This window comes from Klebsiella sp. JB_Kp031, from assembly GCF_040064295.1.
In the GTDB taxonomy this organism is placed as follows: Bacteria; Pseudomonadota; Gammaproteobacteria; order Enterobacterales; family Enterobacteriaceae; genus Klebsiella; species Klebsiella quasipneumoniae.
Genome location: NZ_JBEAJW010000042.1, coordinates 24,595 through 37,123 on the forward strand (window position 1 = coordinate 24,595; position 12,529 = coordinate 37,123).

8 protein-coding genes are annotated in these 12,529 nt (G+C 59.5%); 5 read left to right on the forward strand and 3 right to left on the reverse strand.

Going from position 1 to position 12,529, the window contains the following annotated elements; all coding sequences use genetic code 11:
- Window positions 1-28: 28 nt before the first annotated feature.
- Together ABLV64_RS23210 and ABLV64_RS23215 are read right to left on the reverse strand one after the other, a co-directional pair.
- Complete coding sequence (locus ABLV64_RS23210) at window positions 29-3,094, reverse strand: efflux RND transporter permease subunit (RefSeq protein WP_348843096.1); 3,066 nt, start codon at window positions 3,092-3,094, stop codon at window positions 29-31.
- Entirely contained in the window at window positions 3,095-4,180 is a 1,086-nt protein-coding gene (locus tag ABLV64_RS23215; protein WP_048294404.1) for an efflux RND transporter periplasmic adaptor subunit, read from the reverse strand.
- 534 nt (window positions 4,181-4,714) lie between these two features.
- Here ABLV64_RS23215 and ABLV64_RS23220 point away from each other — a divergent pair.
- Together ABLV64_RS23220 and ABLV64_RS23225 are read left to right on the forward strand one after the other, a co-directional pair.
- Window positions 4,715-5,146, forward strand: a complete 432-nt coding sequence (locus ABLV64_RS23220; RefSeq protein ID WP_348843095.1) for a universal stress protein — start codon at window positions 4,715-4,717, stop codon at window positions 5,144-5,146.
- A gap of 51 nt (window positions 5,147-5,197) precedes the next feature.
- Window positions 5,198-7,885 carry a cation-transporting P-type ATPase gene (locus ABLV64_RS23225; protein ID WP_348843094.1) on the forward strand — a complete coding sequence of 896 codons (2,688 nt, stop codon included), beginning with the start codon at window positions 5,198-5,200 and terminating at the stop codon, window positions 7,883-7,885.
- A 76-nt stretch (window positions 7,886-7,961) separates the two neighbouring features.
- Here ABLV64_RS23225 and ABLV64_RS23230 read toward each other — a convergent pair whose 3' ends face one another.
- Window positions 7,962-9,245, reverse strand: coding sequence for a putative acyl-CoA thioester hydrolase (locus ABLV64_RS23230; RefSeq protein WP_285755675.1), 1,284 nt, complete (start codon window positions 9,243-9,245; stop codon window positions 7,962-7,964).
- A 214-nt stretch (window positions 9,246-9,459) separates the two neighbouring features.
- On the opposite strand from ABLV64_RS23230, the gene hutI reads away from it, so the two are divergent.
- From hutI to ABLV64_RS23245, 3 genes are read left to right on the forward strand one after another with little or no spacing between them, the layout of a single operon-like run.
- The gene (hutI, locus tag ABLV64_RS23235) at window positions 9,460-10,719 is read left to right on the forward strand and encodes an imidazolonepropionase (protein ID WP_072500723.1); all 1,260 of its coding nucleotides are present in this window, start codon (window positions 9,460-9,462) and stop codon (window positions 10,717-10,719) included.
- Window positions 10,716-11,672, forward strand: a complete 957-nt coding sequence (hutG, locus tag ABLV64_RS23240) for a formimidoylglutamase (RefSeq protein WP_023320005.1) — start codon at window positions 10,716-10,718, stop codon at window positions 11,670-11,672. Before hutI ends, hutG begins: the two co-directional genes overlap by 4 nt.
- 57 nt (window positions 11,673-11,729) lie before the next feature.
- On the forward strand, window positions 11,730-12,455 hold the full coding sequence (locus tag ABLV64_RS23245) for a histidine utilization repressor (protein WP_017899626.1): 726 nt from the start codon (window positions 11,730-11,732) through the stop codon (window positions 12,453-12,455).
- Window positions 12,456-12,529 lie beyond the last annotated feature (74 nt).

Consider the following 12,529-nt stretch of genomic DNA (forward strand, 5'->3'; position numbering starts at 1 on the left):
GTCTTAATAATGCTCAGACCGGTACTGTTCATCGTTGAGGCGTCATATCCTTATGGTGAAAGCAGGCGTAAATCACCGGCAGAACCAGCAGCGTCAGCACGGTGGCGAAGGCCAGACCGAACATAATCACCACCGCCATACTCTGGAAAAAAACATCGCGCAGCAGCGGGGCAAGGCCAAGCACGGTGGTGAAGGCGGTCAGCAGGATTGGCCGCAGACGGGATGTTGCCGCATCAATGATCGCTTGTCGTTGATCTTTCTCTTGTTTTTGTTGCTCTATCTCTTCCACCAGCACAATGCCGTTGCGGATCAGCATGCCGCTGAGGCTGAGAAGGCCGATTAAGGCCATAAAGCCGAAGGGAATGCCGGTCAGCAAAAAGCCGGGCGTGACGCCGATCAGCGCCAGCGGGACGGTCAGCCAGATGGCGACGGCGTTTTTTAGCGAACTGAACATCAGCACCGTAATGATAAACATCACCAGATAGCCAAGCGGTAGGGTCGTGAACAGCCCTTGCTGCGCCTCACTGGAATTCTCCGCATCGCCGCCCCATTCGATACGGTAGCCATGCGGCAGCGTCAATGCGTCAATGCGCGGTTTCACCCGGGCGAGAATATCACCCGAGGTTTGGCCGCTTTGCGGACTGGGGTCGGTCTGGACCGTCAGCACCCGGGTGCGATCCCGGCGGAGAATCAATGGATCTTCCCACTCCAGTGAGAAGCCATGGATGACGTTACTCAACGGGATATACTGCTGGCGGCTCTGGCTCCAGACCAGCACGTTATTCAGGTGGTTGGCATCCTGTCGCTCCGTTGCCGGCGGCCGGACGATCACCGGCAGCAGATCGGCGCCCTCGCGATATAACCCGGCGCGACTGCCGGAGAAATTCATCTCCAGCGCATGATCAATGTCCTGTTTATCCACCCCCAGCTCGCGCCCCAGCGCCAGGGAGTACTGCGGGCGGATCACCTTGCTGCGGTTCTGCCAGTCGTTACGCACGCTGTCGGTGGCCGGATCTTCGGCGAGAATATCGCTCACCTGACTGGCCAGCGCGCGCAGCGTATCCGGGTCAGGGCCCTTAATGCGCACTTCAATTGCGCTATCCCCGGAGGGGCCGAACATAATGCGTTTAGTGCTGGCGTTCACCTGCGGGTAGTTTCTGGCGATCCAGGCTTCCACGTGGCGGGTGACGGGGGCGATGCCGCGCTGGTCGTCCATCCGCACCATAATTTGCGCGTAGTTGCTGTACTGCCGCTGGCCGCTGTAGGTAAGAATAAAACGCATACTGCCCTGGCCAATGGTGGCGACGGTGGTGACTACCCCCGGCTGGCTGGCGATCGACCGCTCAATATCGCGGGTCATCTGCTCGGTGGCGTTAATATCGGTACCGTAGGGGAGCCACAGGTCGACAAAGAAAATGGGCGTATTCGATGACGGAAAGAAATTCTGCCGAACGAAGGTGAAGCCCCAGATAGCCGCGGCCAGCAGGGCGCCCATCAGCACCAGGGTCACGGTCTTTTGCTGCAGCAGTATTCGCAGCGTCTGTTGATAGCCGCGATAAAAGCGGCCGCGGTATGGATCGGCTTTTTCCGCCGGCGCGGCGGCTGACGGGGCGTGTTTAAACAACCACCACTTAATGAGTACCGGCGTGATGGTCAGGGCGGAGAACCAGCTTAGCATCAGCGAGATCAGCAGCACCTGGAACAGGGATTTGCAATACTCCCCGGTGGAGTCCTGCGAGAGGCCAATCGGCGCGAAGGCGAGGATGGCGATGATCGTGGCGCCGAGCAGCGGCAGGGCGGAGCGGCGGATCACATAGTTAATGGCGCCCAGCAGCGGCGAACCTTGCTGGCGGGCGATCAGCACCCCTTCGACAATGACGATGGCATTGTCCACCAGCATACTCAGGGCGATGATCAGCGCCCCGAGGGAGATCCGCTGTAACTCTATCCCCCAGATATACATGATAAGCAGGGTGCCGAGAACGTTGAGCGCCAGCGACAGAGCGATAATGATCCCGCTGCGTACCCCCATGAACACCAGCAGCACGCCGACCACGATCGCCAGGGCCATCAGGAAGTTGGTAATAAAGCCATTGACCGAGTGGGCGACCTCTGCCGCTTGATCGTAAAAAATGGCGATGTCGATCCCCGCCGGTTTGTCGGCGGCCATCTGCTGGAGGCGGGCTTCAAGGGCGTGCCCGACGTCAATGACGTTGACGCCAGGAATAAAAGAGACCCCCATGGTCACCGCCTGGCGGCCGTTGGCATGATAGATACTGGACGGCGAATCGGTCAGCCCGCGCGACAGTGTGGCAATATCCCGCAGTCGGGTGGTGGCGCTGGCGCCGTGAGAGCTGACCAGCAGATCCCCCAGCTCATCGATGCTCTGAAACTCTCCGGTGGGGTGAAGGCGGATCGATTCGCTGCCAACGCGGATCTCTCCGGCGCTGGACACCACGTTGAGCCGGGTCAGGATAGCGGCGAGCTGGTTGAGCGTGATCCCGCGCGCCGCCATCTTCGCCAGCGAGATATCAACATTGATCTGTTGCGGAATGACGCCGCCGATAGCGACTTTACCGACCCCAGGAACCAGCACCAGCTCCCGACGCAGCTGTTCGGCATAGCGCACCAGTTCGGGGTTGGTAAAACTGTCGCCCGAGATGGCGAAGAAAAAGCCAAACACATCGCCAAAGTCGTCATTGACGAAGGGGGTCACGACGCCAGGCGGGAAAAGTCGGCTGGCGTCACCGACGCGGCGACGTAGCTCATCCCAGATTTGCGGCAGCTCGCTGGAATGGTACTGCGAAGCGATATTCACCGTAATTTGCGATAAGCCATTTGAGGAGATGGAGCTGACGTTATCCAGTGAGGGAAGCTGCTGAATCGCATTTTCCAGCGGCAGGGTCACCTCCTCCTCCACCTGCTGAGCGGACGCGCCAGGGTAGTGGGTGACGATCACCGCCGTTTTAATGGTGAAGGCAGGATCTTCCAGACGGCCGATATTGAGCAGGGCGAACAGACCCCCCACCCCCAGCAGCAGAATGGCTAACCAGACGCGGGTCGGGTTATTAATAAACTGACGGGAAATGTCCATTTATAATCCTCGTTCACGCGTCCAGATCCGCACCGGCTGCCCGGCATGCAGCTCGCTCACGCCCGCCGCGACCACCTGCTCACCCGCGTGGAGACCGTCGGTGATGGTCACTCCCTGCGCGGTCACCTCGCCGACGGTGACTTTGCGCTCTTCAAGAAACCGATGCGCATTGTCGCCTTTCACCACCCAGACGATGGGTTCATTCTTCGGCCGGTTATCCGGGTTAAACACCGCCTCCACTGGCACCACGAGGGTTTCCCTTCCGGCGCTGGCCGGTAAATTGCCGAGGTTGACCGTCACGGTGCCGCTAACCCCGCCGACGGTGGGAAAATCATCCGGCCGCGGCATGGTTAAAATGATCTGCCAGGTGAGGGTGCTGTTATCGCTGCTGCCGGTATGCTCTTTGTATTCCGCCGTAAATTCGCGGCCCGGCAGGGTATTGATCCTGACGACGGGACGGTAGGCGGTATTACGGATATCCAGGGAGGTGAAAAGATTTTCGGGAATGCTGAAGACTACATCCAGCAGGTCGGTCCGCGTCAGGGTGATCACCGGCTGGCCGGCGGCGACCACCTGATGGTTGCGGATATGCACGCCGGCGGCAATCCCGCCGAAGGGCGCGGTGAGGCTCATTTGCGCCAGCTCTTCACGGGCGATTTTTAAGGCCGCGTTGGCGGCATCGCGATTGGCGCGCTGCACGTCCATTTCCGCCTGGGAGATGGCCTGACGTCCCGCCAGGGTCTGGAAGCGGTCGAACTGACGCTGGGCGAGGGTGGCCGCCGTTTGTCGCTCATTGACCCGCTGTTGGGCCTCGCGGGCATTCAGGCGCGCCAGCGTTTGTCCCTGGGCGATGGTCGCCCCCTGGCGAATATCCAGCGATTCCACCTGGCCCCCCCGCTTAAACGACAGCTCGGTGGAGTCGCCAGACTCGATACGTGCCGGAAACGTTCGCTGCTGGGTATTGCCCACGGCGGTCACCTGCGCCACCTTGACCATGCGCGGGGCGGACTCGACGGACGGCGATTTCTGATCGCAAGCGGTTGCCAATAAAATAACAACCGGGATGAGAGAAAAATAACGGTTCACAGTATTCCCCTCAGATTCAGGATTTATTTTACATTTTTATTACGCGGCGCACGCTTATTCGGCGAGGGCGGCGACAACCAGATAGGTGAATAGTCCCACCAGCGTGCAGGCGACAATGGCCAGCGCGACAAAGAATCCCAGACGTAACAGGCTATAACCAAACATGATTTTCTCCCTTAACATCCACCCGAACCGCGAATGTCAATTAATTCGGCCCTCGCTGTGACCACTGGACATTCGGAGCGGCACTCCTGCTTGTAATCAGCATAGTCGGAGAAAAGGTGAAGTGTTAAAAAAGTGAATACCCCGAGCGTTGGCGGCATCGTTGGGGAAAGGGCAGGAGATTCGCAGGTGATAAGAGCTTTTTATAATATTTTTCAGTCTATTAATCCGTCATTTTCTAATGTTAATTTTCCTGTGCTACGTTTAATAACATCTATTCCGCTCGCCGCTTCTGTTGTTGAGATTTCGTTCCTCCCCAAGTATGGGGTTATTCATCACTACGCATTGTATTGGTAATAAAAGGATTATCTCATGTATAAAAATATCGTTGTTCCCGTTGACGTTTTTGATGCAGGCCTGGCCGACAAAGCGCTCTCTCATGCAAAATTCCTTGCCCAACATTCTGCCGGGCAAATTTATCTTGTCCATGTCATTCCGGCATTCTCTCCGGTGTTAACGCGTGGATTTATCTCTGATGCCCGAAAGATGGAAGAACATTTGATTACTACCGCTAAGGAAAAACTGACCGAGCTGGTCAAAAAAAATGGCCTGGTGGAAGACGCCAGCCATCTTTATGTGCGCAGTGGCAATGTTCGCGATCAAGTGATCGCCCTGGCCGATGAGCTAAAAGCGGACGTAGTGATTGTCGGTTCACGCAATCCGGGGATCCAGACTCACCTGCTGGGCTCGGAAGCGGCCAATATCGTGCGCTATGCCCATGTACCGGTTTTCGTTGTGCGCTGATGACGGCGGGATGTCGTCCTGACTTCCGCTTCATAAATCGAGGGAGAGAGTATGAATACAGATAAACCGGGGGCGCCCTACTATCAGCGCTCCGTCGAGGAGACGCTCGCCAGCGTGCAGAGTTCGCCGGACGGGATTAGCGGAACAGAGGCGGCCACGCGCCTGCAGCAGTATGGCGAAAACGCCCTGCCGCAGAAGCCGGGTAAACCCGCCTGGCTGCGTTTTATTGTGCATTTTAACGATGTGCTGATCTACGTCCTGCTGGCGGCGGCGCTGCTCAAGGCGGTAATGGGCCACTGGATCGACATGTCAGTGATCCTCGCGGTGGCGGTGATCAATGCGCTGATCGGCTTCATTCAGGAGAGTAATGCGGAAAAATCGCTGCAGAGTATCCGTAATATGCTCTCCAGCGAGGCGGTGGTGATCCGCCAGGGCAACCATGAAACCATCCCCACCACCTCGCTGGTACCCGGCGATATCGTGGTGATCCGCGCCGGCGACCGAATCCCCGCCGATTTACGGGTGATTGAGGCGCACAACCTGCGGGTGGAAGAGGCAATCCTCACCGGCGAGTCGACGGTGGTGGAAAAAACCACCGAGCCGCTAAGCGGTGATTTGCCGCTCGGCGATCGCAGCAACCTGGTGTTTTCCGGGACCACCGTCAGCTCAGGGGCGGGGAAAGGGATCGTGGTGGCCACCGGCGGCGATACCGAGCTGGGCCACATCAACCAGATGATGGCGGGCATTGAGAAACATCGCACGCCGCTGCTGGTGCAGATGGATAAGCTGGGCAAAGCCATTTTTATCCTCATTCTGGTGATGATGGCGGCGCTGTTCGTCTTTAGCCTGCTGTTCCGCGATATGCCGGTCTCCGAACTGATGCTGTCGTTAATTAGCCTCGCGGTGGCGTCGGTCCCGGAAGGGTTGCCGGCGATTATCTCCATTATTCTGTCGCTTGGCGTGCAGGCGATGGCCCGTCAGAAAGCGATTATCCGCAAGCTGCCGACGGTGGAAACCCTCGGTGCGATGACCGTTATCTGCTCTGATAAAACCGGGACCCTGACCATGAACGAAATGACGGTGAAGGCGGTGATCACCGCGGACAGCGTCTATCGGGTGGAAGGGGACAGCTATGAGCCGGTCGGTAAAATCCATGCCATCGACGACCCGACGCCGATCGCCGTGGCGCCAGGATCGCTTCTTGAGCGCTATCTGCGCACCATCGATCTGTGTAACGACAGCCAGCTTATCAAAGAGGAAGGCGGGCTGTGGAAAATTACCGGCGGCCCCACCGAGGGGGCATTGAAGGTGCTGGCGGCGAAGATAACCCTGCCGCCGCAGCCCAGCGAGCTGCGTAGTAAAATTCCTTTTGATTCGCAATATAAATACATGTCGACGCTTTACCGGCTGGGCGAAGAGGAGGTGGTGCTGGTCACCGGCGCGCCTGACGTTCTGTTCCGCCTGTGCCAGTATCAGCAGAGCGACAACGGACTGCAGCCGCTGGATCTCCCGTACTGGGAAAGCAAAATTGAAGAGTACGCCCGGGAGGGGCTGCGCATGGTGGCCGCGGCCTGGAAGCCAGCTGCCGCAGGCCAGACCGAGCTGACCCATCAGGATCTGCAGCAGGGGGTCATTTTATTAGGGGTTGCCGGGATGATGGATCCGCCACGTCCGGAAGCGATCACGGCGATTGCCGACTGCCTGCAGGCCGGGATTCGCGTGAAGATGATCACCGGCGACCATCCGCAAACGGCGATGAGCATCGGCAAAATGTTGGGGATTGGCAATGCGGGTAACGCCATTACCGGGCGCGAGCTGGAGGTGATGGACGACGCGCAGCTGAGCGTCGCCGCGCAGCAGTTCGATATCTTCGCCCGCACCAGCCCGGAAGATAAGTTCCGTCTGGTGCAGGCTCTGCAGAGCAAGAAAGAGATTGTCGGCATGACCGGAGACGGGGTGAACGATGCCCCGGCGCTGAAGCAGGCTGACGTCGGCGTGGCGATGGGGATCAAGGGAACCGAAGTCACCAAGGAAGCCGCCGATATGGTGTTGACCGACGACAACTTCGCCACCATCGCCAGCGCGGTTCGCGAGGGGCGCCGGGTGTATGACAACCTGAAGAAAACCATTCTTTTTGTCATGCCGACCAACCTTGCGCAGGGTTTACTGATCGTGATCGCGCTGCTGGCAGGCAACGTGCTGCCGCTGACGCCGGTGCTGATCCTGTGGATGAACATGGCCACCTCCGCCACGCTGTCGTTTGGTCTGGCGTTTGAAGCCGGTGAGAAAAATATTATGCGGCGGCCGCCGCGCGACCCGAAAATTCACGTCATGGACGGGTTTGCCATCTGGCGCGTGGCGTTTGTGGGGTCGATGATTGCGGTCAGCGCCTTTATTCTCGAAGCCTGGCTGCAGCCGCGCGGCTATTCGCCGGAGTTTATCCGTACCGTGCTGTTGCAGACCCTGGTCACCGCCCAGTGGTTCTATATGCTGAACTGCCGCGTATCGGATGGTTTCTCGTTAACCAAAGGTCTGCTGGCTAACAAGGGGATCTGGATCGTCAGCGGCGTGCTGCTGGTGCTGCAGCTGCTGATTATCTATGCGCCGTTTATGCAGATGCTGTTTGGCACCACCGGGCTGCCGTTCCGCTACTGGGTGATCACCTTTATCATCGGCTTCGCCATGTTCCTGATCGTGGAACTGGAAAAACCGCTGACCCGCAAATGGCGAACCGCCTGACGGCGTGAAGCGCTGAACGAAAAAGGAAAGAGGGGGCATCGCCCCCTCTTTTATTATGCTTCACGCTTGTTGCGCTTTACTGTTTCGGCTCGGCGACCACGCTGCTTCCCACGCCGCGGTTGTTATATTCCCACATGCGGTTGAAGCTGTTGTCGTTGAGGTTGCGCTGCAGATTGCCTTTGTCATCCGCGCTGCCGGTGTTGCCGCTGAACGGACGGCCGGAGCCTACCGCTGCCGCCCACGGCTGGGCGATGTTAAAGCCTTCATTGATGGCGCTGTCGCGGATCACGACCTGACCGTTGCTGTTGCCGTCAACATCCAGCGCGCGGCCGAGCTGCGCGACGTTATCCCCGGAGGCGGTGAAGCGGCTGTTAGTCGCCAGGAAGCCGTAGGTCACGCTCTTCAGGGTGGCCGGCGCGAAGACATAGGCTTCTTTCTGAGTACGGGAGTTCACCACGCGGAAGTCGGTGTTATCAAACACCACGGCGCCACGGCCAGAAACGATATCCACGTCGCCTTCAATATAGCTGTTGGTTACCAGGGTGCGAGTCTGGCGGTTGTCCTGCAGACGGTTCTGCACACCGCTGTTGGTCACGAAGAAGGTGTTCTGGCGGCCAAGAATGTTCACCTTATCGATCTGCACCTGGTCGCCATCGCTGCGCAGGGCAACGGCCTGGTGGGTACCGGCATCGACGCTGTCGCCAAGGTTGTTGGCGATGGTCAGGTTCTGCAGCTGCAGGCCGTTATTCTGCGACCAGAAGACCGCGGAGCACATCACGCCGACGGTGGCGGTGGATTTGCTCTGGCAGCTGTCGAACATATACCACGCCGGTTTGCCCGGCATGTATTTGCCACCCGGATTGACCAGACGACGCCAGGTGTTGCGATCCATCTCAGAATCAATGGCTTCGCTGATTTTTACGTCAATCGGTTTATCGCCGGTACCATACAGAGTCAGGGCGCCCGGCGCCGCCGGAACGTAGACGGTGCCCGGGTATTCGCCCGGCATGATGGCGATAAACAGGCGACGGTTAGAGTGGCGGGCAATTGCCGCATCCACCGCTGCCTGGACGGTGGTATGGGTCACGCCCTGGGTTCCCGCCGGGCCGACGATAAAGTCAGGTTGCGCCGGCAGGCTGATGGCGGACGGCGTCCAGGCCGCGGCATTGGGGTTCAGCGACTGGAAATAGGCCGCCGGGGTAAAGTTTTTCACTTCATCGGCGTTCAGAATGGGACGCGCGGTGGTGCCCGGTGCAGTCTGCGTTGAGGGCTGTTGATCGGCAGGCGTCGAGCTACAGGCGGACAGCGTCACGCCGAAGGCCAGCGCCAGCGCCAGACGGGAAACGGAATATGTGTTCATGTTGCTCCGGGCAAAATTAAGCGTAGTGAAATACCCCGGCTGAGACGCCAGGGTATAAGTCCTTTAAAACCTGCTGTTTTATACTAACTTGAACGAAACGGGAAGATGCGGGCTGAAAAACTTACCTTCTTTACGCAATGAACGCTTTCCCGGGACGGTCCCTAGTCACAAATAAATAACATTTAGTCGCGCTTTTGTTGACATTCCCGACGTTATGAAAATAAATGTCTATACAACCCATGACAAGTTAAGCGCTATGACTGAAGCCACTTCCGAACTCGTTATCTGGCGAAACGCCCGTCTCGCCACCTTGAACCCCGATCACGCTCAACCGTACGGTCTGCTCGAGCGCCACGCGCTGCTGGTCCGCGACGGTCGCATTGCGGCGATCGTCGCCGAAGATGACCTTCCCAGCGGGCGCAGGATCGATCTCGAAGGCCGGCTGGTCACGCCGGGATTAATCGACTGCCACACCCATCTCGTCTTCGGCGGCAGCCGGGCCCAGGAGTGGGAGCAGCGTCTGAACGGCGTCTCCTATCAGACCATCAGCGCCAGCGGCGGGGGGATTAATGCCACCGTGCGCGCCACCCGCGACAGCAGCGAAGCCGAGCTGCTGGCGCTGGCCCAGCCGCGGCTGGCCCGCCTGCTGCGTGAAGGGGTGACCACTCTGGAGATCAAATCCGGCTACGGTCTCGATCTGCAAAACGAGCGCAAAATGCTGCGGGTCGCCCGCCAGCTGGCCGACGACAATGGCGTCGAGCTTTCGGCGACGCTGCTCTCTGCCCACGCCACGCCGCCGGAATATCAAGGCGACGCCGACGGCTATATTACGCTGGTCTGCGAGACGATCCTGCCGACGCTGTGGCGGGAGGGACTGTTTGAAAGCGTCGACGTCTTCTGCGAAAACGTCGGTTTCAGCCCGCAGCAAACCGAGCGGGTGTTTCAGGCGGCGCAGGCGCTAGGCATCCCGGTTAAAGGTCACGTTGAGCAGCTCTCTTCGCTGGGCGGCGCGCAGCTGGTGAGCCGTTATCACGGACTGTCCGCCGACCATATCGAATATCTGACGGAAGAGGGGGTGGCGGCGATGCGCGAGAGCGGCACCGTGGCGGCCCTGCTGCCCGGCGCGTTCTACTTCCTCAATGAAACCCGCAAACCGCCGGTGGAACTGTTGCGCAAGTACCAGGTGCCGATGGCGGTGGCGACGGATTTCAACCCCGGCACCAGCCCCTTCGCCAGCCTGCATCTGGCGATGAACATGGCCTGCGTCAAATTTGGCCTGACGCCGGAAGAGGCGTGGGCCGGCGTGACGCGCCATGCCGCGCGGGCGCTGGGGCGGCAGAACAGCCACGGCCAGCTGGCGGCGGGCTTTGTGGCGAACTTTGCCATCTGGGATGCTGAGCATCCGGTCGAGATGGTGTATGAGCCGGGGCGCAGTCCGCTCTGGCAGCGTGTGGTACGAGGAGAACTACAATGATGTTGTGGCAAGCTACCCCCGCTAACCTTTGGCAAGGTCGCGACGACAGCGCGGAAGCGCCGAATGCGCTGCGTCTGTTCCAGACCATTCCCCGCGCCGAACGCTTCGCGCCGCAGGAGATGCCCGGCGATATCGCGCTGCTCGGCTTCGCCTGTGACGAAGGCGTCCGGCGCAACAAAGGGCGTACCGGAGCGGCTGACGGCCCGGCGACCCTACGCCGGGCGCTGGCCAATATGGCCAGCCATCAGGGCCACGACCGCTGCGTGGATATGGGCACGATTAGCGTCGAAGGCGACCAGCTGGAAGCCGCGCATCAGGCGCTGCGCGAGGCGGTGACCGCCTGCCAGCGCGCCGGCAAACGCACGCTGGTACTGGGCGGTGGCCACGAGACCGCCTTCGGTCACGGCGCCGGGATACTGGATGCCTTCCCCGGCGAAAAAGTGGGCATTATTAACCTCGATGCGCATCTGGATCTGCGCTTTGCCGAGTGCGCCAGCTCCGGGACGCCGTTCCGCCAGCTGGCGCTGGAGTGTGACGCGCAGCAGCGCGGTTTTCACTATACCTGCATTGGGGTCAGTCGGGCGGCAAACACCCAGGCGCTCTGGGAGGAAGCGGCGAGGCGCGAGGTGGCTATTGTGGAGGATCTACAGGTATTAGAGGCCTTTGAAACCCGGGTGCTGGCGGAGCTTGAGCGCAATATCGCGCAATTCGACCGTCTGTATCTGACTATCGATCTCGACGTGCTGCCGGCGCGCGAAATGCCGGCGGTATCCGCGCCGGCGGCGCTGGGCGTGCCGCTGGCGACCCTGCTGCGCATCGTAGAGCCGTTGTGCCGCAGCGGTAAGCTGCAGGCGGTGGATCTGGTGGAGTTCAACCCGCAGTTTGACATTGACGGTCAGGGCGCCCGCGCGGCGGCCCGTCTGGCATGGCAAATCGCCCATTGGTGGCAGTAGCCATTCCGGTATATTCTGGGTGTTTCGCCGCCCATTTTGCAAAAGGAAAGCCAGGCTATGTTTTCACAGCAACCCCGTTCCGCGCCCGCGCCTTTTTATGAGAAGGTGAAGCAGGCTATCGGTGAAAAAATTCACAGCGGCGTCTGGCGACCGCATGACCGTATCCCTTCGGAAGCGGAGCTGGTGGCCCAGTTCGGCTTCAGCCGGATGACCATCAACCGCGCGCTGCGCGAGCTAACGGATGAAGGCCTGCTGGTCAGGTTGCAAGGGGTGGGGACCTTTGTCGCCGAGCCGAAAGGGCAGTCGGCGCTGTTTGAGGTGCGCAGCATTGCCGAAGAAATTCTTGCCCGTCACCATCAGCACCGCTGCGAGGTGCTGCTGCTGGAGGAGACCCGGGCGGATCATATTCAGGCGACGGCGCTCAGCGTAGCGGAAGGCACCCGCATCTTTCACTCGCTGATGGTGCATTACGAAAACGAGGTGCCGGTACAAATCGAAGATCGCTGCGTCAATGCCGCGGTGGTGCCGAACTATCTCCAGCAGGATTATACCGCCACCACGCCCCATGATTATCTGTCGCTGATCGCCCCGTTAACCGAAGGTGAACATATTGTTGAAGCGGTGCAGGCCACAGCGGAAGAGTGCGCGCTGCTGCATATTCACGCCCACGATCCCTGCCTGCTGATCCGTCGCCGCACCTGGTCGACAACCCATATCGTTTCCCACGCGCGCCTGCTGTTCCCCGGCAGCCGTTATCGTCTGCAGGGCCGCTTTGGCTCCTGATCCACACTGGCGTCAGCAAAACGTGATTGCTGACGCAATATAACAAAATTGTATCATTTCTGTTAAATCCTGGC

What these genes read in the sequence shown, in the direction of transcription:
- ABLV64_RS23210 (WP_348843096.1), bottom strand. Translation starts at nt 3,094, where the DNA reads ATGGACATTTCCCGTCAGTTTATTAATAACCCGACCCGCGTCTGGTTA.
- ABLV64_RS23220 (WP_348843095.1), top strand. Translation starts at nt 4,715, where the DNA reads ATGTATAAAAATATCGTTGTTCCCGTTGACGTTTTTGATGCAGGCCTG.
- ABLV64_RS23225 (WP_348843094.1), top strand. Translation starts at nt 5,198, where the DNA reads ATGAATACAGATAAACCGGGGGCGCCCTACTATCAGCGCTCCGTCGAG.
- ABLV64_RS23230 (WP_285755675.1), bottom strand. Translation starts at nt 9,245, where the DNA reads ATGAACACATATTCCGTTTCCCGTCTGGCGCTGGCGCTGGCCTTCGGC.
- hutI (WP_072500723.1), top strand. Translation starts at nt 9,460, where the DNA reads ATGAAAATAAATGTCTATACAACCCATGACAAGTTAAGCGCTATGACT.
- hutG (WP_023320005.1), top strand. Translation starts at nt 10,716, where the DNA reads ATGATGTTGTGGCAAGCTACCCCCGCTAACCTTTGGCAAGGTCGCGAC.
- ABLV64_RS23245 (WP_017899626.1), top strand. Translation starts at nt 11,730, where the DNA reads ATGTTTTCACAGCAACCCCGTTCCGCGCCCGCGCCTTTTTATGAGAAG.